24 protein-coding genes are annotated in these 24,486 nt (G+C 69.6%); 12 read left to right on the forward strand and 12 right to left on the reverse strand.

Going from position 1 to position 24,486, the window contains the following annotated elements:
• Positions 1–267: 267 nt before the first annotated feature.
• Positions 268–1,335 (reverse strand): helix-turn-helix transcriptional regulator, encoded by a 1,068-nt coding sequence (locus RBS60_RS04960; protein WP_307956432.1) that lies wholly within the window; start codon positions 1,333–1,335, stop codon positions 268–270.
• Between the two features lie 216 nt (positions 1,336–1,551).
• On the opposite strand from RBS60_RS04960, the gene RBS60_RS04965 reads away from it, so the two are divergent.
• From RBS60_RS04965 to RBS60_RS04975, 3 genes are all read left to right on the forward strand, one after another.
• A complete protein-coding gene (locus tag RBS60_RS04965) occupies positions 1,552–1,836 on the forward strand; it encodes a hypothetical protein (protein WP_307956433.1) in 285 nt (94 codons plus the stop codon).
• A gap of 29 nt (positions 1,837–1,865) precedes the next feature.
• The gene (locus RBS60_RS04970; RefSeq protein WP_307956434.1) at positions 1,866–2,279 is read left to right on the forward strand and encodes a nuclear transport factor 2 family protein; all 414 of its coding nucleotides are present in this window, start codon (positions 1,866–1,868) and stop codon (positions 2,277–2,279) included.
• A gap of 147 nt (positions 2,280–2,426) precedes the next feature.
• Positions 2,427–3,806: an FAD-binding oxidoreductase gene (locus tag RBS60_RS04975; protein WP_307956435.1), complete on the forward strand. Its 1,380-nt coding sequence runs from the start codon at positions 2,427–2,429 to the stop codon at positions 3,804–3,806.
• A gap of 134 nt (positions 3,807–3,940) precedes the next feature.
• Here the strand turns inward: RBS60_RS04975 and RBS60_RS04980 are convergent, their stop codons facing one another.
• From RBS60_RS04980 to RBS60_RS04990, 3 genes are read right to left on the reverse strand one after another with little or no spacing between them, the layout of a single operon-like run.
• Positions 3,941–4,813: an RNA methyltransferase gene (locus RBS60_RS04980; RefSeq protein ID WP_307956436.1), complete on the reverse strand. Its 873-nt coding sequence runs from the start codon at positions 4,811–4,813 to the stop codon at positions 3,941–3,943.
• Complete coding sequence (locus RBS60_RS04985) at positions 4,806–5,603, reverse strand: sulfite exporter TauE/SafE family protein (RefSeq protein ID WP_307956437.1); 798 nt, start codon at positions 5,601–5,603, stop codon at positions 4,806–4,808. The genes RBS60_RS04980 and RBS60_RS04985 overlap by 8 nt, the downstream gene beginning before the upstream one ends.
• Positions 5,603–6,433 carry an ABC transporter ATP-binding protein gene (locus RBS60_RS04990; protein ID WP_307956438.1) on the reverse strand — a complete coding sequence of 277 codons (831 nt, stop codon included), beginning with the start codon at positions 6,431–6,433 and terminating at the stop codon, positions 5,603–5,605. The genes RBS60_RS04985 and RBS60_RS04990 overlap by 1 nt, the downstream gene beginning before the upstream one ends.
• Positions 6,434–6,511: 78 nt before the next feature.
• Between RBS60_RS04990 and serB the strand changes: the two genes are divergently transcribed.
• Positions 6,512–7,399 (forward strand): phosphoserine phosphatase SerB, encoded by an 888-nt coding sequence (gene serB / locus RBS60_RS04995; protein ID WP_307956439.1) that lies wholly within the window; start codon positions 6,512–6,514, stop codon positions 7,397–7,399.
• Positions 7,400–7,497: 98 nt separating this feature from the next.
• Here the strand turns inward: serB and RBS60_RS05000 are convergent, their stop codons facing one another.
• Together RBS60_RS05000 and RBS60_RS05005 are read right to left on the reverse strand one after the other, a co-directional pair.
• Positions 7,498–8,241 carry an SDR family oxidoreductase gene (locus RBS60_RS05000; protein WP_307956440.1) on the reverse strand — a complete coding sequence of 248 codons (744 nt, stop codon included), beginning with the start codon at positions 8,239–8,241 and terminating at the stop codon, positions 7,498–7,500.
• Positions 8,242–8,381: 140 nt separating this feature from the next.
• The gene (locus tag RBS60_RS05005; RefSeq protein WP_307956441.1) at positions 8,382–9,107 is read right to left on the reverse strand and encodes a beta-ketoacyl-ACP reductase; all 726 of its coding nucleotides are present in this window, start codon (positions 9,105–9,107) and stop codon (positions 8,382–8,384) included.
• Positions 9,108–9,255: 148 nt separating this feature from the next.
• On the opposite strand from RBS60_RS05005, the gene RBS60_RS05010 reads away from it, so the two are divergent.
• The 4 genes from RBS60_RS05010 to RBS60_RS05025 are packed head-to-tail and all read left to right on the forward strand — an operon-like array spanning position 9,256 to position 11,418.
• A complete protein-coding gene (locus tag RBS60_RS05010) occupies positions 9,256–9,744 on the forward strand; it encodes a DUF3099 domain-containing protein (RefSeq protein WP_307956442.1) in 489 nt (162 codons plus the stop codon).
• 11 nt (positions 9,745–9,755) lie between these two features.
• Positions 9,756–9,983 carry a hypothetical protein gene (locus tag RBS60_RS05015; protein WP_307956722.1) on the forward strand — a complete coding sequence of 76 codons (228 nt, stop codon included), beginning with the start codon at positions 9,756–9,758 and terminating at the stop codon, positions 9,981–9,983.
• Positions 9,983–10,939 (forward strand): SURF1 family protein, encoded by a 957-nt coding sequence (locus RBS60_RS05020; protein WP_307956443.1) that lies wholly within the window; start codon positions 9,983–9,985, stop codon positions 10,937–10,939. The genes RBS60_RS05015 and RBS60_RS05020 overlap by 1 nt, the downstream gene beginning before the upstream one ends.
• Entirely contained in the window at positions 10,936–11,418 is a 483-nt protein-coding gene (locus RBS60_RS05025; RefSeq protein WP_374049241.1) for a YbaK/EbsC family protein, read from the forward strand. Before RBS60_RS05020 ends, RBS60_RS05025 begins: the two co-directional genes overlap by 4 nt.
• Positions 11,419–11,495: 77 nt before the next feature.
• Here RBS60_RS05025 and RBS60_RS05030 read toward each other — a convergent pair whose 3' ends face one another.
• Genes RBS60_RS05030 through fdh form a run of 4 tightly spaced genes read right to left on the reverse strand, consistent with a single transcriptional unit; the run spans position 11,496 to position 18,153 of the window.
• Entirely contained in the window at positions 11,496–13,097 is a 1,602-nt protein-coding gene (locus RBS60_RS05030) for an ABC-F family ATP-binding cassette domain-containing protein (protein ID WP_307956445.1), read from the reverse strand.
• Positions 13,098–13,139: 42 nt separating this feature from the next.
• The gene (nrfD, locus tag RBS60_RS05035; protein ID WP_307956446.1) at positions 13,140–14,078 is read right to left on the reverse strand and encodes an NrfD/PsrC family molybdoenzyme membrane anchor subunit; all 939 of its coding nucleotides are present in this window, start codon (positions 14,076–14,078) and stop codon (positions 13,140–13,142) included.
• Positions 14,075–14,893 (reverse strand): 4Fe-4S dicluster domain-containing protein, encoded by an 819-nt coding sequence (locus tag RBS60_RS05040; protein ID WP_307956447.1) that lies wholly within the window; start codon positions 14,891–14,893, stop codon positions 14,075–14,077. Before RBS60_RS05040 ends, nrfD begins: the two co-directional genes overlap by 4 nt.
• Positions 14,890–18,153 carry a formate dehydrogenase gene (gene fdh / locus RBS60_RS05045; RefSeq protein WP_307956448.1) on the reverse strand — a complete coding sequence of 1,088 codons (3,264 nt, stop codon included), beginning with the start codon at positions 18,151–18,153 and terminating at the stop codon, positions 14,890–14,892. Before fdh ends, RBS60_RS05040 begins: the two co-directional genes overlap by 4 nt.
• Positions 18,154–18,480: 327 nt before the next feature.
• Here fdh and RBS60_RS05050 point away from each other — a divergent pair, with 327 nt between their 5' ends.
• From RBS60_RS05050 to RBS60_RS05060, 3 genes are read left to right on the forward strand one after another with little or no spacing between them, the layout of a single operon-like run.
• The gene (locus tag RBS60_RS05050; RefSeq protein WP_307956449.1) at positions 18,481–19,101 is read left to right on the forward strand and encodes a biotin transporter BioY; all 621 of its coding nucleotides are present in this window, start codon (positions 18,481–18,483) and stop codon (positions 19,099–19,101) included.
• Positions 19,102–19,104: 3 nt separating this feature from the next.
• The gene (locus RBS60_RS05055; protein WP_307956450.1) at positions 19,105–19,935 is read left to right on the forward strand and encodes an ABC transporter ATP-binding protein; all 831 of its coding nucleotides are present in this window, start codon (positions 19,105–19,107) and stop codon (positions 19,933–19,935) included.
• Entirely contained in the window at positions 19,935–20,558 is a 624-nt protein-coding gene (locus RBS60_RS05060; RefSeq protein WP_307956451.1) for an energy-coupling factor transporter transmembrane component T, read from the forward strand. The genes RBS60_RS05055 and RBS60_RS05060 overlap by 1 nt, the downstream gene beginning before the upstream one ends.
• 210 nt (positions 20,559–20,768) lie before the next feature.
• Here RBS60_RS05060 and RBS60_RS05065 read toward each other — a convergent pair whose 3' ends face one another.
• Together RBS60_RS05065 and RBS60_RS05070 are read right to left on the reverse strand one after the other, a co-directional pair.
• The gene (locus RBS60_RS05065) at positions 20,769–22,007 is read right to left on the reverse strand and encodes a thiolase family protein (RefSeq protein WP_307956452.1); all 1,239 of its coding nucleotides are present in this window, start codon (positions 22,005–22,007) and stop codon (positions 20,769–20,771) included.
• Positions 21,988–23,397 carry an AMP-binding protein gene (locus RBS60_RS05070; RefSeq protein WP_307956453.1) on the reverse strand — a complete coding sequence of 470 codons (1,410 nt, stop codon included), beginning with the start codon at positions 23,395–23,397 and terminating at the stop codon, positions 21,988–21,990. Before RBS60_RS05070 ends, RBS60_RS05065 begins: the two co-directional genes overlap by 20 nt.
• Positions 23,398–23,468: 71 nt before the next feature.
• Between RBS60_RS05070 and RBS60_RS05075 the strand changes: the two genes are divergently transcribed.
• The gene (locus RBS60_RS05075) at positions 23,469–24,386 is read left to right on the forward strand and encodes a neutral zinc metallopeptidase (RefSeq protein WP_307956454.1); all 918 of its coding nucleotides are present in this window, start codon (positions 23,469–23,471) and stop codon (positions 24,384–24,386) included.
• The last annotated feature ends 100 nt before the right edge of the window (positions 24,387–24,486 follow it).

The raw sequence follows: 24,486 nt of genomic DNA on the forward strand, positions 1-24,486 counted from the left end.
GCGCACCACCGGCCGGCGCCTCAACCGCCCCGGGAGCGGGGCGCCTTCCCGTCGAAGGCGCCGCGCTCCGTGGTCTGTGACCAGACGCTGTTTGGACCTGCAGGACTACTTCACCCAAACAGACACCGATGGACGTGGTCGCTGTTGGGTGACGTTTCTATGAGCCAGCGCGGAGACACGAGCCCCGAATCGCCCCCATGGGAGGCGTCGTGTGGATCCCAAGGCTCCCGCTGTTGTCGCTGAACTCCCAGCTGTGAAGGCGTCGCGTCAGGCAATCACGGCGACGAGTTCTCGTCTGCTGTGCACCCCGGCCTTGGCGAAGAGGGACTTCACGTGGTCGTAGACGGTGTGTTCAGAGACGAACAGGCGCCGCGCGATCGTTGCGGTATCAAGCCCCTGCACCAGGAACGCCGCAATCTCGGTCTCCCGAGCCGAGAGCCGGTACCCCAGGCACGCAAGGTCGAACACGTCGCGGGGAGAGGCCCTGCGGAGCGTCACCACCACGGTGCCGGTGGCATCGTCCAACCGCTGGCCTTCGGCCAGGACCCAGCAGCCGTCGGCCGAACGCAGCCGCACGCGGCACGTTGCGTTCGCTCGACCATTCCCGGAGGACTGGGCTGCGTAACGGACGCGGGCCGCCAGCTGGAACAGCGATGCCGGCACCGTGGTGCCGTAGGGCACCGCGGCCGGCTGGAGGTACTCGAGCCACTGCCCGGTGGCGGGAGTCTGAGCCGTGGCGCGCAACGACTGGTCGATCATCATGACGCCGACCGCGAAGTCCACGCCGCTATCGGACCCCACTGGCCTTGCCATCGCGCGTCTCAGGGCAGCGGCAACGGGCTGATCGATCTGGTGCATGAGCTGCGCGTCCTCGTCGTCGAATGGCCTGTCATGTGCACCGCGGAACAGGTGCAGCTGCGCCCAGCAGTGGCGCGTATCGACGAACGCGACTCTCATTTCGTCGCCCAGCCCCGCAGGACCGAGCACTTCGCGCCACTCGATGCTGCGAGCCAAGTCCCCGCGCGTGCCGCGCGAGAGCGCCTCGACGTGCTCACCGGCGCGGTCCGGGACTGAGTGCAGCTGGGTGAACACGTCAGGGGCAGCTTCCCGGAGCTCCATGACCCGCGGCAACCCAGCCCAGTGGGGGATCTCACCGATCCCAGTGGTCATGAGGTTTGATGCGGGATCGATCAGCGGCCAGCACCACGCATCGAACCCGATGGCCCGACGCAGCTCAGCCACGACCTCGCACCGCAGCGACTCCGCATCTAGGCCCGCCTCGGCAATGCGCACAATGCGTTCACGGCTACGCCGCTGGGCCGTGCTTGTCCCCATGACGGAAGCGTGACAGCACCCGGCCGGATTGGGAACCCCCGGCACCGGGGGTGGCCCGGGCCGCCCGAACAGCCGTGCGCCTCCGGGCGGTCGCACGGATCACGCATCGCATCCCGGATCCCCCGATCCTGGGGATGGTGGCTGGCCCCAGGACCTCGGAACGTAGAGACCAGTCGCCGCCATGACCGGGCGGCACCGATCTGGGAGGACCGACCGATGCAACCCACCTCGAGACCACCGGCAGTTCCGTCAATCCACGTCCGCGCGGCCGTCACCTGGCTTGCCCTGTTCCCGCTGGTGACCGGGGGCCTGTGGGCCATGGCACCGTTCGACGCCGCCTGGCCGCCCGTCCTGCGCACCTTCGTCCTCACGGTGGCTCTGGTCCCGCTCATGGTCTACCTCGTCGTCCCCGCACTGCTCAAAGCCGTCCTCGCCATCGCCGCCCGACGAGGCCGCATGCCGCAAACAGCGCCCACCCACCGCACCCCGAGCACGCCATGACCACGCGACCCCAACGGAAGGCCGAACCCATGGACCGCCATGCAATGGACCAGCTCATCGACCGGCACTGGGAAGCGGAGAACAGTGGCGACCTCGATGCCGCCATGGCCACGCTCCACCCCAACGTCTACCACGACGTCGTCGGATCCCCGATCCACCCACTACGAGGGCGCGCGGCCGTCCGCGCCTTCTACGCCGACCTGCACCAGAACGTGCAGGGAGAGAGCCGAGAACCCCTCGTGCCGCGCCGCTACGGCCAGAACTTCTGCGTGGAAGATGTCCTCCACCGGGCCGTCGTCACCGGAACGATGCTCGGCATCGCTGGACACGGCCGCGCCGTCACCTTTCGCATCCTGCACGTCTGGGAGTTCGCTGACGGCCTCATCTCCCGCGAGAACGTCTGGCTGGACACCAACGCCATCCACCAACAACTCAGCACCTGAACCCACCTTCCCACTCGCCAGACCGCACGACCCGATCCCGACCTAACACCGTGGCGAAATCGATGTCGGTGAGACTCGACACCGCCCCGGGCCGGGGGCCACCATGGGTGCAGCCTCTGGGTCTGGCTGCGGGAAAGGACCTGGCTCATGTCATCTGCGGAGCTCCACCCGGACGACGTTGCCGGTCTGGGCAATCGGCTCGCGGGCGAGCTGGTCGCCCCGGGCGACGAGCTGTACGACCAGTACCGCCACGTCTGGAACGGGATGATCGACAGGCGGCCTGCCATGATAGCTCGCTGCCGCTCGAGCGATGACGTCGTCGCTGCGGTCAACTTCGCCCGCACGCACGGCCTGCTGCTGGCCGTTCGAGGCGGGGGCCATAGCTTCGCTGGGTTCTCGACGTGCGACGGCGGAATGGTGCTCGACCTCTCCGCGATGCGTACCGTTCAGGTCGACCCCGATCGTCGGGTGGCCCGGGCGCAGGGAGGCGTGACCTGGGCCGTCTATGACGCCGCCACGCATGCGCACGGACTGGCCAGCACCGGCGGGCTGGTCTCGACCACCGGGATTGCAGGCCTGACGCTCGGCGGCGGGATCGGCTGGCTGCAGCGCCGATGGGGTCTCGCGTGCGACAACCTCCTCTCCGCTGAGGTGGTCACTGCCACCGGAGAGATCGTGAGGGCCAGCGAGTCGGAAAACCCGGAACTGTTCTGGGGGCTGCGCGGGGGCGGAGGAAACTTCGGCGTCGTCACAGAGTTCGAGTTCCGGCTGCATCCCGTGGCTGACGTGATCGGTGGGCTGATGCTGTTCGCCGCGAATCGGGCCGGGCGGGTGATGCGGGCATACCGCGACTACGTATCCGCCTGCCCGGACGAGCTCACAACCTGGCTCTCGATGGTCACTGCGCCGGCAGCTGACTTCGTGCCCGCGCCGATGCACGGCAGGCCGGCACTGGCGGTGCTGGCCTGCCATTGCGGTGACCCCGCTGATGCCGAGGCGGCGCTGCTGCCGCTGCGAGACCTCCAGCCCGAGGTGGACCTGATCGAGCCCATGCCATACCCGCAGCTGCAGTCCATGCTCGACGAGGACTTGCCGCCCGGAGTCCGCTGCTACCTCAAGTCGGGCTACACCGCCGCGCTGACGGACTCGTTGATCGGCGTCATCGTCGAGCACACATCGGCGATGCCCTCCCCGGCGAGCACCTTCGACTTCCACCACATGGGAGGGGCGATCCCCCGCGTACATGACCGTGCCACCGCGTTCGGGGACCGGCGATCAGCGTTCTGCTTCAACATCGTCGGCGTCTGGGATCAAGCCGAGGACGACGACGCCAACCTGGCCTGGGTACGCAGCTTCGCCTCAGCCCTCACGCCCTTCGACACCGGCGGCGTGTACGTCAACTTCACCGCCGAAGACGCCTCCGTCCAGGCCGCATACGGCGACGAGAAGTACGGGCGGCTCAAGGCCCTCAAACAGCAATACGACCCGACCAATCTCTTCAAGCTGAACCAGAACGTCATCCCGTAACGATGCCGAGGTCCGGGTGAACCGCCCCGGGTCTAGTGGAGCGTGAGTTCCCCCGGTGCCGGTTGGTGCTGGGGAGGCACCCTGTGCAGTTGGCGACAGGCACCGCAGCCAGATGGGTCGGTGATACCGGCCCGCTACCTCGTCGCGTAGAAGGCGACCGCCGATGACGCGGCGACGTTGAGCGAGTCCACGCCATTCATCATCGGAATCGTGACCCGCCGGTCCAGCACCTGATCCGTATCCGGGGCCAGGCCCTCCCCCTCGGTGCCGAAGACCAGCGCCAGGTTCTCGTGGTCCTCGGCGACCAGCGCGTCGAGCGTGATCGCGCCCTCCCCCAACGTCATCCCGGCCACGACGTAGCCGGCCTCCTTCAGCAGCGCGACGTCGGCGGGCCACGATTCAATCCGCGTCCACGGCACCTGGAAGACGGTGCCCATCGACACACGTATCGAGCGGCGGTAGAGCGGGTCAGCGCACTGCGGAGTCACCAGCACGGCGTCGACGCCAATCGCTGCGGCGCTGCGGAAGACTGCACCGACGTTCGTATGGTCCGTAAGGTTCTCCAGGACTGCGATCCTCGAACGTCGTTTCTCCTCGAGCGCTGCGACCCGGTTCGCACCCACGAGGAGCTCTTCGACCGGAACGGGCTCGGGGCGGTGCATGGCCGCCATCGCGCCCCGGTGGAGGTGGAACCCAGTGATCTCCTCGAGGAGGTCGGGGGTGCCCACGTAGGCGGGGACGTCTGGGTGCGCGGCGAGGACGTCCGCAAGGCCCTCGAGCCACTTGTCCGCGAGGAAGAACGAGCGAGGCCGGTGCCCCGCCTCGAGGGCCCGCCGCAGCACCCTGGAGGATTCCGCGATGTACAGCCCTTCCGCGGGCTCCCGGACCTTGCGCAGGTGGACGTCCGTGAGCTGGGTGTAATCGGCCACGCGGGGGTCGTCGGCCGAGGTCAGGCGCACGATCTGTGGGCCGACGTGCTGTTCCGCATCCGCAAGCACGTCACCCATGGAAGAGCTTGCTGAGGAGGTTCGCGAGAGCCACGACGCCGAGGACGACGATGACGATGCGCAGCACGATCGGCTTCATACGCCGGCCGATGCCAGCGCCGAGGAAGCCGCCGAGCGTGGAGCCGACCGCGATCAGCAGCACCACGAGCCAGTCGATCCGACCGAACGCAAACAGCAGGTAGGCGGCAGCGGCGACGAGGTTCACGACGAGGCTGAGGACCACCTTGATCGCGTTTGACTGCTGGAGCGTCCCGTGGAAGAAGACCCCGAGCACGCCCATGAGCAGGACCCCCTGGGCGGCAGTGAAGTAGCCGCCGTAGACGCCGATGAGGAACACGAGGATGTACAGCACCATCGGGATCTTCTGCAGATCGGCCTGCTCCGGGGTGATGTGCTCGAGGGACTGCCGTGCCTTGGCCCACGCCGACAGGCGCGGCTGGAAGATCACCAGCAGAATGGCGACGACGATGAGCACCGGCGCGACGTACCCGAAGACGGACTCCGGCAGGTGCAGGAGCAGGAACGCGCCCAAGAGCCCGCCGACGAGCGATGCCGGCAGGAGCTTGACCAGGGTCCGCTTGGCGCTCACCGCCTCGCGTCGGTAGCCGTAGGCCCCCGAGAAGCCCCCTGCCACAAGTCCCATCGCATTCGAGATGATGGAGTTGACCGGGCTATAGCCGAGCGCCACCAGCACGGGGAACGTGACAAGCGAGCCCGAGCCGACGATGGTGTTGATCGTGCCGGCCCACAGGCCAGCGAGGAAGATGAGGACGTCGCCCCAGAACCCCATCACGCGGTCTGCACAGACTGAGCAGCCGCCCCGTCCTGTGGTGTGACAGCCTTGGCAACCGCCGTATAGCGACCGTCGTTGGCGCGCACGTCGAGCGGGAGGCCGAACGTCGCGCTCAGGTTCTCCTCGGTGAGGGTCGATCCGATGGGACCGGAAGCGACGACGCCGCCGTCGCGCAGGAGGAGCACGTGGGTGAAGCCCGGCGGTACCTCCTCGAGATGGTGGGTGACGAGCACGAGGGCGGGCGCGTCGTCGTCCTTCGCCAGCTCGGAGAGCTTGTACACGAGCTCCTCGCGGCCGGCGAGGTCGAGGCCCGCACCGGGCTCGTCGAGGAGGAGAAGCTCGGGATCGGTCATGAGGGCCCGCGCGATCTGGACACGCTTGCGCTCCCCCTCCGAGAGCGAGGCGAACATGCGTCCCAGCAGCGGGCCCATGCCCCACTCGTTCAGGAGGCGGAAGGCGCGGCGCTCGTCATCCCTCTCGTACTCCTCGAGCCACCGACCGGTCACCCCGTAGGCCGCGGTCACGACGACGTTGAGGACCTTCTCGTCCTCGGGGATCTGGTTCGCGAGGGCTGCGGAGGACAGGCCGATGCGCGGGCGCAGCTCGAAGACGTCGACCTTGCCCATCGTCTCGTCGAGAATCTCGACCCGACCGCTCGTCGGGTGCAGGCGCGCCGCAGCAAGCGACAGGAGGGTGGTCTTGCCTGCGCCATTGGGCCCCAGGACGACCCAGCGCTCGCCCTCGTTAACCTGCCAGTTGATGCCGTCCAGCAGCTTCTTCGTCCCGCGGACGACGCTGACGCCAGACAGCTGGAGAACATTGCTCATGGCTCCTGACATTAGTGCAGTTGGTTCGCCCGCCGCGAACTCCGGGCTGCATTCATGCGGCGGATAGACTCTGGGCTTATGCCAGCACACTTCGCCGCCGTCCTCCATGCCCCGACGCTCGACGCCCGCGCGGCCTCCGCCGCGGCGCGCGCCCTCGAGGTTCTCGGCGCCGTCGTGGGGCCCTTCACCGCGCCTGCTGCGGCGCGCGACGAGACGCGCTACGCGGTCCTCGCTGCGGAGGTGACGCTCGACGGCGGGCAGGCCACCGCCGCGCGGAACGCTCTGGCCGCGCTGGGCTTCTCCGCGTCGCTCGTCCCCGTCGAGGCGCGAAGCACGGGGCGCAGGCTCCTGATCATGGACGTCGACTCGACCCTGATCCAGCAGGAGGTCATCGAGCTGCTCGCCGACTACGCGGGCAAGAGGGAGGAAGTCACGGCCGTGACCGAGGCGGCGATGCGCGGCGAGCTCGACTTCGCGCAGAGCCTGCACGCGCGCGTCGCGACCCTCGCCGGGCTACCCGAGGACGTCATCGCGAAGGTGCGGGACGCCGTCGTGCTCTCACTCGGCGCCGAAGACCTCATCGAGGCGTTCCACGCCGCGGGGCACGTGGTGTGTGTGGTCTCGGGCGGGTTCAACCAGATCCTCACCCCGCTCGCCGAGCGGCTCGGCCTCGACCACTGGCGCGCGAACGAGCTCGAGGTGGTCGACGGGACACTTACGGGCAAGGTGCTCGGCGAGGTCGTGGACCGCGGGGTCAAGGAGCAGATGCTCCGCGAGTGGGCTGGGAAGCACGGCATCCCGCTCGAGCAGTGCATCGCCGTGGGCGACGGCGCGAACGACCTCGACATGCTGGGCGCCGCGGGCCTCGGCATCGCCTTCAACGCGAAGCCCGCCGTCCGTGCGGCGGCAGATGCCGCGATCGACCTTCCGTACCTCGACGTGGTGCGCCACCTCGCGGGGGTCTGAGCCGCGCCCAGAGACCCCTCAACGACCCGCCAGAGACCCCGCAACGCAGCCGGCTGCGTTGCGGGGTCTCTGGCGCCTACTTGCGGGGTCTCTGGCGCTTAGGCCTCGAACTGCTGCGCGCCGCCGACCAGCTCGGTGTGGCCGGTCTCGACGTCGGCCGTGGCCATCTTGGCGACCTCGGCGGCGAACTCCTCGACCGAGTAGAGCTTCCCTGCCGCCTCCCGGCGCGCCTCGATGGCACCCGGCTCGGCGCGGTCGAGAAGGGTCGCCGTGATGGTGCCCTCGATCATGTCACCGGAGACGACGACGAACGTGATCCCCTTCTCGCTGAGCCACGGGATGAGCTCGCGGAGCGCAGTCTCTCCCGCACGCTTCGAGCGGGCCACGGGCTCGTAGGCACCGATCGTCTCGACCGTGTCGATGAAGTGCGCCTGGTGGCTCGTGACGAACACCACGCGGGAACCTGGCTTCATGCGCTCGGCCGCGGCCTGGAGCATGGCGATCTGGGCGTCACGGTTGAGGCGTAGGGCGTAGTCCTCGCCGAGGCCCGACTCCATGCCGCCCGAGGCGTTGAGGACGAGCACGTCGAGTGAGCCGAAGGTGTCGATGGCCGCCTGGGCGAGGGCGTCGACGTCGGCCTGGTTCGTCAGGTCGCCGCCGACGGCGATCCCGCGGCCACCGGCCGCCTCGATCTCAGCCACGACCTTGTTGGCCCGCGGCGCCTTCTGGCGGTAGTTGACCACGATGGCCGCACCCTCGCCTGCCAGCAGCTTCGCGGTCGCGGCGCCGATGCCCCGCGATGATCCGGTGACGATCGCGGTCTTGTTGTCCAGAAGTCCCATGCGAGCTCCTCATTTCCGATCAGGATTTGTCTGATCAGGCCAAAATGTCGGTGACTGGTCCCCATCATGCCAGCACAAGCCGGGCCGAGTCGTTGTCGGAAACCTCCAACGGGCCCGATGCCAGCCCGGACGGTGGAGGGTCAGTGGCCCATCCCGAGGCCGCCGTCCACGGGGATGATCGCGCCCGAGATGTAGGAGGCCTCGTCGCTCGCGACCCAGCGGACCACGTTCGCGACCTCGTCGGCGTCGGCGAAGCGGCCGGCGGGTACCCGGGAGAGGTAGTCCTTCTGCGTCTCCTGCGGGAGCTCGGCCGTCATATCCGTATTGATGAAGCCGGGGGCCACGACGTTCGCCGTGATGCCGCGCGAGCCGAGCTCGCGGGTGAGCGAGCGGGCCAGCCCCACGAGGCCGGCCTTCGACGCCGAGTAGTTGATCTGCCCCGGGGCGCCGTACAGGCCGGAGACCGAGGAGATGAGGACCACGCGGCCCTTGCGGAGGCGGATCATGCCCTTTGAGGCGCGCTTGACCACGCGGAAGGCGCCCGTGAGGTTCGTGTCGAGGACAGAGGTGAAGTCCTCCTCGCTCATGCGCAGGAGAAGCGTGTCCTTGGTGATGCCGGCGTTCGCAACGAGCACCTCGACGGGGCCGTGGGCCTCCTCGACTGCCTTGAAGGCGGCATCGATGGACGCCTCATCCGTCACGTCGGCCTGCACGCCGAGGATGCCCGCCGGCAGCTCGGACGGGGTGCGGTACGTGACGGCAACCTTGTCGCCGTTGGCGAGGAATGCCTTGGCGATCGCGAGGCCGATGCCGCGGTTGCCTCCGGTGATGAGGACGCTGCGCGGGGACGGGGCTTCCGGGCTCACTGGCGCTCCTAGGATCGTTGGGGGGCGCCGCGGGTCGGCGCCGGTTCTGGGTGAATCCTAGCCAAGGCTCCGGCACCATCGCGCGGAATCGCTCAGATTCGGCGGTCCACAGGCCGGAGTGGAACAATGGAGGGTGCTTGGGAGTGTGATGACGAAAGATCCTGAAGGCCGCAAGACCGGCGCAGCCGGCGGTGAGTATGCCGACGACGGCGCTGCTGAGAGCGCCCCGGGCGATGCAGAAGTCCACAGCATCACCTCGGCCGCTCCCGGACACAGCGTGGACATGCACCAGCGAATGGTCCGGTACTCGCTCGCGATGGGCATCCGCGTGCTCTGCATCATCGCCCTGTTCTTCCTCGACGGCTGGTTCAAGCTCATCGCCGTGGCTGGAGCCGTCTTCCTGCCGTGGATCGCGGTGGTGATCGCCAACGCGCAGACGCAGACCGAGTCGTTCGACAGCGAGCTCGTTGACCACGTCTCCTACGGCGAGCTCGGGACCGGCTATCTCGAGGACGACGACGCCGGAGGCCCCGAGACGATCCAGGGTGAGATGGTCGACGACGAAGCGACCGACGACGAGCGGGACGACAACGCGCCGAACGACGGCAGGACCGACCCGAAGACGGGTGCCGCGTGAGCCTCTTCAGCATGCTGCCCAGCGAAGGCGGCGAGACTCCCGAGGTACCGATGTGCTCCCGCAAGGGCTGCCGTGACACCGCCCAGTGGAGGCTCCTGTGGAACAACCCCCGCATCCACACCCCCGAGCGCCGTAAGGTCTGGCTCGCGTGCGGCGAGCACCGGGACTGGCTTGAGGACTACCTGCGGACGCGCATGCTCTGGCGGGAGACGCTCCCGTTCGAGGAGGTGCACGGCTGATGTACCGCTTCCTGGTGTCCCGTCGCTGGCTCACGTACTTCGGGCTGGCCATCGTGTTCGCGATCGCCTGCGTCCTCCTGAGCCGGTGGCAGATGGCGCGCCTCGATGAGGCCAAGGCGAACATCGACCTCGTGACCCGCAACTACGACGCGGCCCCGGTCCCCTTCGCCCAGGCCGCGGGTGACTTCGTCTCGATGCGCACCGAGAGCGAGTGGAAGCAGATCGAGCTCCGCGGCTCCTACGACACCGCCCAGACCCGCGTGGTCCGGAACCGGCCGAACTCGGGCCAGCCCGGCTACGAGGTCGTGGTCCCGTTCCGGCTCGACTCGGGGCAGACGGTCGTCGTAGACCGCGGCTGGCTCCCGATCGGCAACAAGGAGGCAGGCCGGCCCGATGCGGTCCCAGCCCCTCCCGCGGGGCCAACGACCGTCGTCGTGCGTCTGCGCCCGAGCGAGCCCGCGCTCGACCGGGGGGCGCCCGAAGGACAGCTCGCCTCCATCGATCTGCCGGGGTTCGCCCAGCAGCTGCCCTACCCGGTTCTGGCCGGCGCGTACGGGATGCTCGCGAGCGAGAGTCCCGCGCCCGCGCAGACGCCAGCGTCCCTGCCGAAACCTCAACCGGACGAGGGCATGCACCTCTCCTACGCCCTGCAGTGGCTCGCGTTCGCCGTGCTCATGTTCATCGGGTTCGGCTACGCGGCGCGCCAGCAGGCGAAGAACGATGCCATCGACGCAGCCGCCGAGACGGCGGCTGCCGCAGCGGCAGCCGAGCTCGACCATCGCGAGCCAGCCGACGCGGGCACGAATGATGCCGCTGCAGGGTCCTCCCGCGAGGACGCGCGCCGCGCCGCGAGCGAGGCCGCCGCGCGGGCCGCCCGGTTCGCGCCCAGGAAGAAGCGCCGGCCGACGACCGAAGAGGAAGAGGACGCCCTCCTCGACGCCCAGGGGTTCCACTGACGGCGGGAACGGCGGGCGACCGGCCCGCCGTCGACCGCGTCAGGGCGGCCCTCGTCGCTGCCGGGCTGCCGGACAGTGTGGTGACGTTGGAGGACGACGTGCCGACCGCTGCGGCGGCCGCCCAGGCGCTGGGCTGCGAACTGGGCGCGATAGCGAACAGCCTCGTCTTCGAGCACGACGGCGCGCCCCTCCTCATCCTCGCGAGCGGCGCCGCGCGCGTGGACACGAAGCTCGTTTCGCGCGCACTCGGAGGGAAGGTGCGCCGCGCGTCACCCGAGTTCGTGCTCGAGCACACGGGGCAGCGCGTGGGCGGCGTCGCACCCGTGGGCCATCCAGAGCGGCTCCGTACGCTCATCGACGTCCATCTGGCCGGGTACCCGCTGCTGTGGGCGGGGGCCGGAGACCACCAGTCGATGCTCTCGATCAGCTACGCGGACCTCACCCGGGTCACGGACGCCGAGGCGCTCGCCGTCCGGTAGGCCCGGTGGTTGAGCCCACGCACGGTTGAGCGCTGTCGGTGTAGAGCGCAGTCGGCGCTGAGCGCCTTCGAATCCTGTCAGGCCAGCGTAATGAGGTCGAGGTAGTCGGCGCTCCACAGGTCCTCGACGCCGTCCGGGAGCAGCACGACACGCTCCGGATTGAGCGCCTCGACGGCGCCCTCGTCGTGGCTGACCATGACCACGGCACCCTTGTAGGTCTTGAGGGCGCCGAGGATCTCCCGCCGGCTCGCGGGGTCGAGGTTGTTGGTGGGCTCGTCCAAGAGGAGGACGTTCGCGCTCGAGGCCACGATCGTGGCCAGGGCCAGGCGCGTCTTCTCACCGCCGGAGAGGACTCCGGCCGGCTTGTCGACGTCGTCGCCCTGGAACAGGAACGAGCCGAGGATGCCGCGCACATCGGCGTCGCCGAGGTGGTCCGGGGCGGCGCTGCGCATGTTCTCGAGCACGGACCGGCTCGTGTCGAGGGTCTCGTGCTCCTGGGCGTAGTAGCCGACCTTGAGCCCGTGCCCGGGGATGACCTCGCCGGTGTCCGGCTTGTCGACGCCGGCCAGCATGCGCAGGAGCGTCGTCTTGCCCGCACCGTTGAGACCCAGGATGACCACGCGTGAGCCGCGGTCCACCGCGAGGTCGACGTCGGTGAAGATCTCGAGCGAGCCGTACGACTTCGAAAGTCCCTCGGCCGTGAGCGGCGTCTTGCCGCACGGCGCGGGCTCCGGGAAGCGCAGCGCGGCCACGCGGTCGGAGGTCCGCTCTTCAGCAAGGCCCGCAAGCATGCGCTCCGCGCGCTTGGCCATGTTCTGTGCCGCGACGGCCTTCGTGGCCTTCGCCCGCATCTTGTTCGCCTGGTCGAGGAGGACGGCTGCCTTCTTCTCAGCGTTGGCGCGCTCGCGGCGTCGTGCCCGTTCGTCGGTCTCGCGCTGGGAGAGGTAGCGCTTCCAGCCCATGTTGTAGACGTCGATGACCGCGCGGTTCGCATCGAGGTGGAACACCTTGTTCACGGTGGCCTCAAGGAGCTCGACATCGTGCGAGATGACGATGAGGCCGCCCTGGTGGGCCTTGAGGAAGTCGCGCAGCCACATGATCGAGTCGGCGTCGAGGTGGTTGGTGGGCTCGTCGAGGAGCAGCGTGTCGGCGCCCGAGTAGAGGATCCGCGCGAGCTCGACGCGGCGTCGCTGGCCTCCGGAGAGGGTCCGCAGCGGCTGGTTGAGGATGCGGTCCGGGAGCGCGAGGTTGGCGGAGATCGCCGCGGCCTCGGCCTCGGCCGCGTAGCCGCCGCCCGCGAGGAACTCGGACTCGAGCCGGTCGTAGCGTCCCATGGCCTTGCGCTGGACTTCGGCGTCATCGCTCGCCATGTCCGTCTGGGCCTCGCGGAGCTTCCGCACGACAACGTCGAGCCCCCGTGCGGACAGGATCCGGTCACGCGCGAGCTGCTCCATGTCAGGGGTGCGCGGGTCCTGCGGCAGATAGCCGATCTCCCCCGTCCGGGTCACTGTTCCGGCGGCCGGCAGACCCTCGCCCGCGAGAACACGCGTCAGCGTCGTCTTGCCCGCGCCGTTGCGGCCCACGAGCCCGATCTTGTCGCCCTTGTCGATCCGGAAGCTCACCTCATCCATCAGCAGGCGAGCGCCAGCGCGGAGTTCGAGGTTCGAGACAGTGATCACGTCGGGGAGAGCCTTTCGGGGGATGCGGCCCGGATATGGGCCTCACCCCATGGTATCGGCCCCGACCGCCGCCTCCTGACGCGCCGCGAGCCGCTCACGCTGCGGCACGACGACGTACTTCGGGTCGCGCGTGGACGCGCGGCCAGCCTCGAAGAGGCCGAACCGCAGGAGCGCCGAGCCCGCGGCCACCGCTAGGCCGGACAGCGTGCTCACCACGCGCGACGACCGTCCCCCCAACGCGAGGCCCACGGCACCGCCCACCGTGAAGGCCTTCGACAGGCGCAGGAGCACGCCGGCGCGGCCCTCGTGGAGCGTCTCGGCCGAGAGGTTGCCGCTCCGCTCCACCGCTACGCTCAGCGCGATCTCTGCTGCGGCCCCGCCGATCGCCATGCGCCGGGCGGGCTGTCCCTGCGCAATGGGAGCAAGCGCCGCCGCGAGGCCCCCGGCAGACGCGGCCGCACTGCTCGCGAAGACAAAGGGCAGCCGCTCGTGGGCGTCGTGCCAGGCCGGCACCGCGGTGTCGGCGAGGAGCACGGCCGTGTACGTCGCAACGGCGGACCCCGTGATCCCCGCACCGATCCCCGCGGCCTTCCCGGCCCGCGGGAAGATTCCGAGGACGTTGGCGGCCGCGGTCGCACCGGCGAGCGGACCGTAGGCAGACAGGATCCACGAGCCCACGCTCATCGGCGAGGTGGGCTTGGCCACCCGAAGCATGTTGACGAAGCGCTCCGGCCGACCGAGGTCATGGACGAGGGCAACAACAGACGCGGAGATGGCCGCCAGCGCCGTGAGCTTCGCGCTGCGTTCGAGCCCGGGCCGGTCGGTGTGCTGCGCGCCCGCTCCGAGGATCGAGGACGCTCCTGCAAGGCCGCCCGCGAAGATGTAGCCCGCGATGTCGAGCGCTTGCCACGTCGGCTCCTTGAGGATCGGCCTCCCGTAATACGAGGTGAACTCCTCGGTGCGACCGCGGCGCGGGCTCACTTCCTGGCTCCCCAGAAGACGAGCGCGGCGCCTGCGAGGAGGCTTGCCGCGGCGCCGGCGGCACGCTTCCACATCGCCGGCAGGTCACGCGTCGTGACGATCGGGTCCGGTGGCAGTCCGTAGGTCTCGGGCTCGTCGAGCAGGAGGAAGAACGCGCCGTCGCCGCCCACGCCGTCCTCCGGGTCGCGGCCGTACAGCTGGGCCCCTTCCTCGCCGCGCTCGTGCAGCTCCTCGAGCCGCGCGTCGGCTCGCTCGCGCAGCTCGTCGAGCTCTCCGTACTGGATGGACTTGGTGGGACAGGCCTTCGCACAGGCCGGTTCCTCGCCCGCTCCGAGCCGGTCGTAGCACATCGTGCACTTGAAGACGCGCCCGTCCTCCTTGCGCTGGTCTATGACGCCGTAGGGACACGCGGACACACAATAGCCGCAGCCGTTGCAGACGTCCTGCTGCACCACGACCGTCCCATGCTCGGTCCGGAAGAGGGCGCCCGTGGGGCACACGTCGAGGCACGCCGCGTGGGTGCAGTGCTTGCACACGTCCGAGGACATGAGCCATTTGACGCCGTCGTGCGCCGAGGGATCGGTCGCTGGCACCTTCTGCTCGATGAAGGCGACGTGCCGCCATGTGTCGGCACCAAGTGACGAGGTGTTGTCGAAGGACTCCCCGGTCAGCTTGAGCGACGTGTCGGCGGGGATCTGATTCCACTCCTTGCACGCCACCTCGCACGCCTTGCACCCGATGCACAGGCTGGTGTCGGTGAAGAATCCCTTGCGGGGAACCCCGATCGTGGGCATCCCTAGTTGCGTGGTGCTCATGCCTTGACTCCCTCGTCGCCTGTGTGCGTGTCGATGCCCGTGTGCTCGTCTATCCCGGCGCGCCGGCGGTACTCCTCGACCAGTGCTGGCAGGGAAGGCCCACGCGGCCGGCGACCAGGGCGGATGTCCACCGTGAGCGCCTTGACCTCCTGGATATGGGCATTGGGATCCATCGCGATCGACGAGAGCTCGTTCATCGCGTCCCCGCGCGTGAGGCCATTCGGCCCCCAGTGGTACGGCATGCCGATCTGATGGAGGGTCCGGCCGTGCACTCTGAGCGGCTTCATCCGCCCGGTCACGAGGACCCGTGCCTCGATGGCCCCCCGAGCGGAGATGAGCGTGGCCCATCCGTTGTTGGTGAGGCCCCGCTCAGCGGCGAGCTCGGCCGAGACCTCGCAGAAGGCCTCCGGCTGCAGTTCCGCGAGATACGGGAGCCACCGTGTCATCGCACCGGCGGTGAAGTGTTCGGTCAGACGGTACGTCGTCAGCACATAGGGGTAGACGTCTGCACCGCGCTCGCCGCCACTGGGATGGTAGCGGTTGCCCTCGCGGGGCATCAGCTTCCGCACGGGGTTGCGCCGCTGCGAGTACAGCGCGTTGGGGAACGGCGACTCCTGCGGCTCATAGTGGACCGGCATCGGTCCGTCGACCAGTCCGGCCGGGGTGTACAGCCACCCCTTGCCGTCGGCCTGCATGATGAACGGGTCGACGCCGGAGATCGCCTCGACACCGAGCGCGCCCTCGGCCGGACGATACGATGGCGGCTTCGTCGGTTCGAAGTCGGGCACGTCGTCACCCGTCCATCTGCCGGCGTCCTCGTCCCACCAGATGAGCTTCTTCCGCTCGCTCCACGGACGACCCTCGGGGTCCGCCGAGGCCCGGTTGTACAGCTCCCTGCGGTTGGCCGGCCACGCCCAGCCCCACTCCCGGCTCGAGATGCTCTGCTCAGTGTGCGGCTTCCGCCGCGCCGCCTGGTTGACGCCGTCGGCCCTGCACCCGCAGTAGATCCAGCACCCGCACGACGTCGACCCGTCGTCCTTGAGCTCGGTGTAGGCGGACAGCGGCGTGCCGTCCGCCTTCCTTCCGTTGATCTCGGCGAAGACGGCGTCGGCATCCGGATCGCCTTGACTCCCGACCGTCGGGTAGTCCCACGCGAGGTCCAGCAACGGTCGGTCTGCCGGATCCGCCGAGTCCGCGAGAAGGCCCCGGATCCGGTTGCCCAGATGCCACATGAACCACAGGTCGCTGCGACGGTCGCCGTCGGGCTCCACCGCCTGATCGTGCCACTGGACCAGCCGGTTGGTGTTGGTGAAGCTGCCGCTCTTCTCAGTGTGCGAGGCCGCAGGGAAGAAGAACACCTCGGTCCCGATGTCCTGCGTCTTCATCTGGCCTGTGGCGATCTCGGGGCCGTCCTTCCACCACGTCGCGCTCTCGATGAGGGAGAAGTCGCGCACCACGAGCCAGTCCAGCTTGGCCATGCCCGCGCGCTGCAGGTGGGTGTTGGCCGAGCCGACGGCTGGGTTCTCGCCGAGGAGGAAGTAGCCCTTGCACAGGCCCTCAAGCTGCGCGGCGACCGTCTCATAGGTGCCGTGGCTTCCCGTGATGCGGGGCAGGTAGTCGAAGCAGTAGTCGTTCTCCGCCGTTGCGGCGTCCCCCCAGTAGGCCTTGAGCAGGCTGACCATGTACGAACGCATGTTGGCCCAGAAGCCGCGCTCCGCCGAGTCCGCCTCGACATAGCCGTCGAGGTCCATGTGCTGCTCGGCGTGGGGCATCGGCAGGTAGCCGGGGAGGAGGTCGAAGAGCGTCGGGATGTCGCTCGACCCCTGGATGCTCGCGTGCCCGCGCAGGGCCATGATGCCGCCGCCCGGGCGGCCGATGTTCCCCAGCAGCAGCTGCAGGACGGAAGCTGACCGGATGTACTGGACGCCCGTGGTGTGCTGAGTCCAGCCCACGGCGTACGCGAACGCCGTGGTCCGCTCGCGCCCTGAGTTGGCGGTGATGGCCTCCGCGACCTCGGCAAACAGCTCCCGCGGCACCCCGCAGACCTCTTCGACCATCTCCGGCGTGTACCGCGCGTAGTGGCGCTTGAGCGTCTGGAAGACGCACCTCGGGTCCTGGAGCGTCTCGTCCCGTCGCCAGTCGCCGCGAAGCGAGGGACCTCCGGAGCCGTGTGAGTGTCCATGCCCCGACTCGCCGAGCGTCGTGCCGCTCTCGTGCGCCTGGGACTCGCGCTCGCCGGAGGAGGCTGCGACGTCGGCACCCTCGTATTGCCAGGTCTGCTGGTCGTAGTTGGGCCCCTCCGGATCGAAGCCGGAGAACAGCCCGTCGAGGTCTTCGGTGTCCCGGAAGTCCTCCCGCAGGATGGTGGCCGCGTTGGTGTAGTTGACAACGTACTCGCGGAAGTACGCCTCGTGGGTCAGGACCCAGTTGATGAGGGCACCAAGGAAGGCGATGTCCGTTCCCGCCCGGATCGGCACGAAAGTGTCGGCAAGGGCGCTCGTGCGGGAGAACCGCGGGTCGATGTGGATGATCTTCGCACCGCGTTCCTTGGCCTCCATGACCCATTGGAATCCGACCGGGTGGGCCTCGGCGAAATTGGATCCCTGGATGATGATGCAGTCCGCCCGCTGGAGGTCCTGCAGATAGGTGGTCGACCCCCCGCGGCCGAAGCTCGTGCCGAGCGCGGCGACGGTCGAGCTGTGGCAGACACGCGCCTGATTCTCGACCTGGACGACGCCCAGCGCCGTCAGGAGCTTCTTGATGAGGTAGTTCTCCTCGTTGTCCAGCGTGGCGCCGCCCAAGCTCGCGATGCCCATCGTGCGCCGCGTCCGAACATCGTGGGCCTCCCACTCCCACGTGTCCCGGCGGGTGTCGACGACGCGCTGGGCCACCATGTCCATCGCGGTCTCGAGGTCGAGGCGTTCCCAGTCCCTCCCGTACGGCCGGCGGTAGAGCACGTACTTCTCCCGTGCGTCGCCCGTGGTCAGCTGGAGCGACGCCGATCCCTTGGGGCAGAGCCTGCCCCGGCTGATCGGAGAATCGGGGTTCCCTTCGATCTGGACGACCTTCTCGTCCTTGACATAGACCCGCTGCCCGCAGCCGACCGCGCAGAAGGGGCAGATCGAGTCGACGACGCGGTCGGCCGTCTCGATGCGTGCGGTGAGCTCCTCCGTGGCGCGCGACTTGGCCGCGTGATGCCGGCCCGTCGGGTCATGCTCGAGGAATTGCCGCAGAACCGGCCACTGCAGCGGACTTGCCATGGGAGACCTCCCGAGTCGCGGACCGCCACCGCCTGATGCGCATCGCCATGATGCATATCACACAGCGCACGGGAGCCATACTAGCCCCGGCCTCCCACTGCCCCGCCAGACCTGTAGCCAATCAAACACCTGCGGCTTACGCGGGCACTTCCGGCAGGGTCAGGTCTCCTGATGGCCCCGGGCCGGCGACTTGTCGGCAGCCACGGAGTTGTAGATGTGCACCAACGCGGGAGCCCCGTGCCTCGTGCAGTGCCGACAAAATGGCTGCCAGCAGCGGCGCGTAGCGTTCAGAGTCAGAATGAGTGTGCAGCCCGTCCAGGAGGAACCATGAGCCAGAAGAGCGCACCCGCCGGAGAGGGCACCGCCGCCCCGCGCCGTCCGTGGGATGCCCGATCCCTCGCCCTCATCGCCGTCTTCGCCGCCCTCATCGCGGCGTCCGCGCTGGTCCCCGGCATCCCGGTCGGCTCGTTCGGCGTGCCGATCACTCTCCAGACCCTCGCCATCATGCTCACCGGCCTGGTGCTCGGTGCAGGCCGCGGGGCGGCAGCTGTCGGCCTCTACCTGGTCCTTGCCTTCGCCGGGCTCCCGATCTTCTCGGGGGGCCGCGCCGGGCTTCAGATCCTCGCGGGCGGCTCCGGCGGATACATCGTGGGCTTCCTCGTGGGCGCCTTCGTCCTGGGTCTGGCCGCGCAGTTCATCATCAGGCGCTTCTCCGCCAGGCGCCGCGCACTGTGGTTCTTCCTCGCCGCGACGCTTGTCCTGGTCGTGGTGGTCCACGGGCTCGGCGTCCTCGGCATGATGCTCAACCTCAAGCTCTCGTGGAACGCCGCCTTCCTCGCGGACCTCGCCTACTACCCTGGCGACATCCTCAAGAACATCGTCGCCGCCATCGCCGCCACCGCCGTCCACCGAGCGTTCCCGGACGTGCTCGTCCGCCGCGTCAAGTAGCCCATGGCAGCCATCAAGCTTGACGACGTCACCGTCGCCGTTGCCCTCGACGCCCCCGATGCCGGGCCTTCGCCGCGGCCCGCGTCCAAAGTGCTTCTCGATCGCATCCAGCTGTCGCTGACCGAGGCGCGCATCGCCGTCGTGGGCGCGAACGGTTCGGGCAAGTCGACCCTCCTGCGGCTGCTCAACGGCCTGGTCGAGCCGACGGCGGGTGCCGTGCGCGTCGACGGTCTCGACACCGTCCGGGACGGGCGCGAGGTGCGCCAGCGCGTCGGTTTTGTGTTCACCGACCCGCTCTCGCAGCTCGTCATGCCCACGGGCAGGGAAGACGTCGAGCTCTCCCTGCGCCGACGCCACCGCTCGCGCTCCGAGCGGTCCGCCGCGGCGCAGTCTGTCCTCGACCGGTTCGGCCTCGGCGCGCTCGCCGACCAAAGTGTCTACGAGCTCTCGGGCGGCGAACGGCAGCTCATGGCCCTAGCGGCCGTGCTCGCGGTGGAACCTGACGTGCTCGTGCTCGACGAGCCCTCCACCCTCTTGGACCTGAGGAACCGCGAGCTCCTGCGCCGCACGCTTGCGGGCCTGCCGCAGCAGGTCATCCTCTCAACGCACGATCTCGATCTCGCGCTCGATGCCGATCGCGTCCTCGTCGTCGAGCACGGGCGGATAGCGTTCGACGGCGCGCCCGCGGCGGCGGTCTCGTTCTACCGTGCGCTGTGCGCGGCGGATGCGACACCCGTCCGTTCAGCCGACGGTGATCAAGCGCGCGGTGATCACGCGCGCGTCGATCCGGCACCGGTCGATCCTGCGGGGCGCACGACGGCGGGTGGCAGCTGATGCGTTCGAGGGACTCCGGCGGGCTGCTGGCCGGCTACGTGCCGGGCCGCTCGTGGCTGCACCGCGCGCCGCTGTGGGCCAAGTTCGTGGGCGTCGTGGCCGCGGGAGCGGCAAGCTTTGTCCTGCTCGACTGGCGTGTCTCAATACTCGCGCTTGGCGCTGTGGTCACTGCATGGCTGTCCGCCGGGCTCGGCATCCGCCGGCTGGTCGCGTCATGGAAGCTCGTGGTGCCCCTCGCTGCAGTCCTCCTCGCGTTCCAGTGGTGGCAGCAGGGGCCGGCAACCGCAGCCCGGATCGTGGCCAATCTGCTCCTGTGCTTCGTGGCTGCTGGCCTGCTCACCGCGACGGTCCCGCTGCGGGATCTGCTCGACGGCGTCGCGGCCCTCGCGCGCCCCTTCCGGCGCTTCGGCGCGGACCCGGAGCGGTTCGCGCTCTCAATCGCCATCATGATCCGCAGCATCCCCGTCCTCGCCGGTTCCTTCGCGGAGGTGGGTGACTCCGCGCGCGCCCGCGGCCTCGAGCGGAGCGTGCGGGCCCGCACCGTGCCCGTGGTGCTCTCCGCCGTGGCCTATGCACGCCGCACCGGGGACGCCCTCGCCGCCCGCGGCCTCGGCGACGACTAACCCAGCGCCCCTGGCCTTCCCTCCCCCTCCCCTTTTCCCGTTGTGGGGTCTCTGGCCGAGCGTTGCGGGGTCTCTGGCGTAGCGTTGCGGGGTCCCTGGCCGAGCGTTGCGGGGTCCTGTGCCACGCGAACCGCCGCCAGAGGCCCCCCAACCGGTCGCCAGAGACCCCGCAACAGGTCGCCAGAGACCCCACAACGGGAGGTGGGGCGGCTAGAGGCGGACCGATTCGAAGAGGGCTGCGGTGCCGATGCCTCCGGCCGAGCTGATCATGGCCAGGCACAGCGAACCCTCGGGAAGCGACTGGGCACGGGCGAGGAGCCTGACCACGGAAACGGCACCTGAGGCGCCGTAGGCGTGCCCGAGCGCGAGGGCGCCGCCCTCGGTGTTGAGCACGGCGTCGAGGGACGCGCCGCGCAGCCCCAGCCGGTCCGTGCACGCGAGGACCTGGCCCGCGAACGCCTCATTGAACTCGACGGCCCTCAGGTCACCGATCGCGATCCCTGCACCCGCAAGGAGCTTCTCCACGGCCGCCGCCGCGCCGAGTCCGAGCATCCGAGGGTCCACGCCGACGGTCTCGGCGCCGAGGAACGCGAGCGTGGCCCGGCCGAGCAGGTCTACGAGGCCTGCTGCGGCCTCCCGCGTCGCCACGAGTACGCCGGCCGCACCGTCGGCATCGAAGCACGAGTTGCCGGCCGTGACCGTTCCGCCGTCGACAAAGGCCGCGGGGAAGCGCTTGAGGATCCGCCCATCGAGCTTGGGCCGCGGGCCGTTGTCTGCCCGAACCCAGCTCCCTTGGGAGTCTCCGCCCGCGCGCACGGGGACCAGTTCGCCGTCGAACGTCCCCGAAGCGGCCGCCGCGAGGGCGCGCGCATGGCTGCGGAGCGCGAGCGCATCCTGCCGTTCGCGGGAGATCCCGGCCTCGCGCGCCACGGTCTCGGCGGCATAGCCCATCTCGGGATCGTCGGCCTCGGGCTCGCCGTCGGGCTTTCCGCCGAGCCCTGTAGGAGCGTGCTGCGCGCGGCGGTAGAACTCGACGGAGCCGTCGGGCTGCTGCCGCCCGCGCACCGGCGCGGTGCTGATCGACTCCGCTCCCCCTGCGAGGAACGCCTCGCCCGCGCCGGCCTGGGCCAGACGGCACGCAAGGATGACCGCATCGAGGCCCGAGCCGCACTGCCGGTCTACGGTCAGCCCCGGAAGAGCCTCGGGCAGCTCGGCCGTCAGCGACGCAAGCCGCGCGAGATTCCCACCGCCGCCAGCGGCATTGCCCACAACGACGTCGGCGAGCAGCGACTCGTCGACGCCGGTCCGGTCCACGAGGGCCCGCAGCACCGGCGCGAGGAGCCCGTGCACGGGCACCCCTCGCAGGAGCGTCCCCGCACGGACTATCGGCGTCCTCAGCCCCTCGACGACGAGAGGCCCGCCCGGCAGGCTACGCAAGCGCTCGGGCACGCGAGTCCCCCTCGAGCACCCAGCGCTGGAGCTCCCGCCGTGAGACCTTCCCGCGTTCGGTCACGGGCAGCTCATCGAGCTCGAGGTACTGCAGCGGACGCTTGGCGGGCGGGAGCCGTCCCTCGAGCCCAGCCCGGACCTGCGTCTGGCAGAGCCCCGCATGGGAAGGGACAATCCCCGCAACCACCCGTTGCCCGCGCACGTCGTCGGGGATGCCCGTCACGACCACCTCGGCGACGCCGGGAAGCATCCCCAGGGCCGCCTCGACCTCGTGGGGATAGACGTTGTGGCCGCCCGTATTGATCATGTCCTGCGTCCTGCCGAGCACGTGGAGCTCGTCACCGTCGAGGAACCCCTGGTCGCGGACCGTGAACCAGTCACCGAACCGGATGAAGGCCTGGCCGTCGTCGCCCCACACATACCCGTTGGATACGAGGTCGCTGCGCACGGCAATGTTGCCCGTCTCGCCGCCGAGCACCGGCTGGCCCGCGTCGTCGAGAATGGCGAGGCTCACGCCGTCGAACGCACGCCCGACGCCGGTCCCCACCTCAGCGGGCCCGGTGCCAGGATCGTGCCGGCTGGCCGCGACGAAGCTGAGCTCCGAGGCGCCGTAATACTCCCAGACGACGGACTGCGGCGCCCAGCGCCGCACGGCCTCGAGCGTACGCCGGTCGAGCTTCTGGCCCGAGCACACGACGGCGCTGATGCCGCTCGCGTCGACATCCCCGGTGAGGCCGCGCTCGGCGAGGACCCTCAGCATCGTGGGAACGAGCACGAGGCGCGTGATCCCGCGGCGGCTGATCTCGGCGTGGGCATCTGCCACGTCGAACGAGGGAAGCGTATGGAAGGTGGCGCCCGCCCACAGGCACTCGGAGAGCGTGTACAGGTTGAGGCTGGCTGAGAGCGGCCCGGGCGCTAGGACACGGTCCTCGGGCGAGAGGCGGAAAGCCGCCGCAGACGCCTCGAAGGAGCGGACCCAGGAGCCGCGGGACCGGCTGAACGCCTTGGGCACGCTCGTGGTGCCGGAGGTCAGGCCCACCAGGAAAGTCGATTCCGGAGCCCCGTCGGCGAGCTCCTCGGGGCCGAGCCTGCCCCCAACCGTGGTGCCCCACCGGTCCGCGAGGCGCCGTTCGACGTCGTCCGCAAGATCCCGCGGCCAGGCCGGGTCGAGCACGGCGCACTCCCGCTCCCCCGCGACGCCCGCCGCCCAGCGCACCGCGAAGTCCACGCTGTTCCCTGCGCGCAGGACGGCGGTCGGCTCCCCCGAACGGGCCAGGGCCGCGGCGGCGTCGTGCAACTGCACCCATGAGAGCCGATCATCTCCGCAGACCACTGCGGGCTCGTGCGGCTTCTGCGCAGCCCACCGCGAGAGACGGTCCAGAAAAGGCATCCCCCCAGTCTATCGGCGCGGTTCCCTCCGCCCACCGGCTGCCGTCACACACTGCAAGTTACCCTAGGGTCATGAGTTTCAACGACGGTGCCCAGCTCGATCCGTCGCAGGTCGAGGACCGGCGCGGCGGGGGTGGCGGACTCGGGCGAGGCACCATGATCGGCGGCGGCGTAGGCGGCGCCATTCTCGTGATCGTCCTGAGCCTTCTCGGAGTCAACCCGGGCATCCTGTCCGATCTCACCGGCAGCGGCCAGGACACGGGCCAGCAGCAGGCGCCCGCGGGAACCGGGGCGAGCAACGGGACGGGCACGTGCAAGACGGGTGCGGACGCCTCCCAGCGGCTCGACTGCCGGATTGTCGGAACGGTCAACAGCGTCAACGCATTCTGGGCACCGTACCTCAGCAAGCAGGGCGTGAAGTACACGAACCCCAAAGCGGTCGTCTTCAGCGGCCAGACCTCCACTGCCTGCGGCCCGGCCACGACCGCCGTCGGGCCGTTCTACTGCCCCGGCGATAAGTCGGCCTACTTCGATCCAGGGTTCTTCGACGAGCTCGTGAGCCGCTTCGGATCCTCCGGCGGCCCGCTCGCGCAGGAATACGTCGTGGCGCATGAGTACGGCCACCACGTCCAGGATCTCCTGGGCACTCTGGGCTACGCACAGAAGGACCCCCAGGGCCCCCAGTCGGGCAGCGTCCGGGTGGAGCTCCAGGCGGACTGCTACGCGGGGATGTGGGCGCACTACGCGAGCACTGTGAACGATCCGGCCACCGGCAAGCCCTACCTGCAGCAGATCACGCAGAAGGACGTCCAGGACGCTCTCTCGGCGGCCTCTTCCGTGGGCGATGACCGCATCCAGAAGTCGGCGACCGGCCGCGTGAACCCGGAGTCCTGGACGCACGGCTCGAGCCAGCAGCGCCAGACCTGGTTCATGCGCGGTTTCCAGAGCGGGGACATCAACCAGTGCAACACGCTCACTGGAACCGTGTGAGCTGCACCCGGGGCGGCTGGAGCAGCTGAAGCACGACGGCGGCCGGGGGCCCTGCGGTAATAAGGCGCCCCGGCCCCCGGGCCCCCCCCACCCGGCGGCC

The organism is Sinomonas sp. ASV486 (assembly GCF_030908215.1).
Lineage (GTDB): Bacteria > Actinomycetota > Actinomycetes > Actinomycetales > Micrococcaceae > Sinomonas > Sinomonas puerhi.

What these genes read in the sequence shown, in the direction of transcription:
- RBS60_RS04960 (WP_307956432.1), bottom strand. Translation starts at nt 1,335, where the DNA reads ATGGGGACAAGCACGGCCCAGCGGCGTAGCCGTGAACGCATTGTGCGC.
- RBS60_RS04965 (WP_307956433.1), top strand. Translation starts at nt 1,552, where the DNA reads ATGCAACCCACCTCGAGACCACCGGCAGTTCCGTCAATCCACGTCCGC.
- RBS60_RS04970 (WP_307956434.1), top strand. Translation starts at nt 1,866, where the DNA reads ATGGACCGCCATGCAATGGACCAGCTCATCGACCGGCACTGGGAAGCG.
- RBS60_RS04975 (WP_307956435.1), top strand. Translation starts at nt 2,427, where the DNA reads ATGTCATCTGCGGAGCTCCACCCGGACGACGTTGCCGGTCTGGGCAAT.
- RBS60_RS04980 (WP_307956436.1), bottom strand. Translation starts at nt 4,813, where the DNA reads ATGGGTGACGTGCTTGCGGATGCGGAACAGCACGTCGGCCCACAGATC.
- RBS60_RS04985 (WP_307956437.1), bottom strand. Translation starts at nt 5,603, where the DNA reads ATGGGGTTCTGGGGCGACGTCCTCATCTTCCTCGCTGGCCTGTGGGCC.
- RBS60_RS04990 (WP_307956438.1), bottom strand. Translation starts at nt 6,433, where the DNA reads ATGAGCAATGTTCTCCAGCTGTCTGGCGTCAGCGTCGTCCGCGGGACG.
- serB (WP_307956439.1), top strand. Translation starts at nt 6,512, where the DNA reads ATGCCAGCACACTTCGCCGCCGTCCTCCATGCCCCGACGCTCGACGCC.
- RBS60_RS05000 (WP_307956440.1), bottom strand. Translation starts at nt 8,241, where the DNA reads ATGGGACTTCTGGACAACAAGACCGCGATCGTCACCGGATCATCGCGG.
- RBS60_RS05010 (WP_307956442.1), top strand. Translation starts at nt 9,256, where the DNA reads ATGACGAAAGATCCTGAAGGCCGCAAGACCGGCGCAGCCGGCGGTGAG.
- RBS60_RS05015 (WP_307956722.1), top strand. Translation starts at nt 9,756, where the DNA reads ATGCTGCCCAGCGAAGGCGGCGAGACTCCCGAGGTACCGATGTGCTCC.
- RBS60_RS05020 (WP_307956443.1), top strand. Translation starts at nt 9,983, where the DNA reads ATGTACCGCTTCCTGGTGTCCCGTCGCTGGCTCACGTACTTCGGGCTG.
- RBS60_RS05040 (WP_307956447.1), bottom strand. Translation starts at nt 14,893, where the DNA reads ATGAGCACCACGCAACTAGGGATGCCCACGATCGGGGTTCCCCGCAAG.
- fdh (WP_307956448.1), bottom strand. Translation starts at nt 18,153, where the DNA reads ATGGCAAGTCCGCTGCAGTGGCCGGTTCTGCGGCAATTCCTCGAGCAT.
- RBS60_RS05050 (WP_307956449.1), top strand. Translation starts at nt 18,481, where the DNA reads ATGAGCCAGAAGAGCGCACCCGCCGGAGAGGGCACCGCCGCCCCGCGC.
- RBS60_RS05055 (WP_307956450.1), top strand. Translation starts at nt 19,105, where the DNA reads ATGGCAGCCATCAAGCTTGACGACGTCACCGTCGCCGTTGCCCTCGAC.
- RBS60_RS05060 (WP_307956451.1), top strand. Translation starts at nt 19,935, where the DNA reads ATGCGTTCGAGGGACTCCGGCGGGCTGCTGGCCGGCTACGTGCCGGGC.
- RBS60_RS05070 (WP_307956453.1), bottom strand. Translation starts at nt 23,397, where the DNA reads ATGCCTTTTCTGGACCGTCTCTCGCGGTGGGCTGCGCAGAAGCCGCAC.
- RBS60_RS05075 (WP_307956454.1), top strand. Translation starts at nt 23,469, where the DNA reads ATGAGTTTCAACGACGGTGCCCAGCTCGATCCGTCGCAGGTCGAGGAC.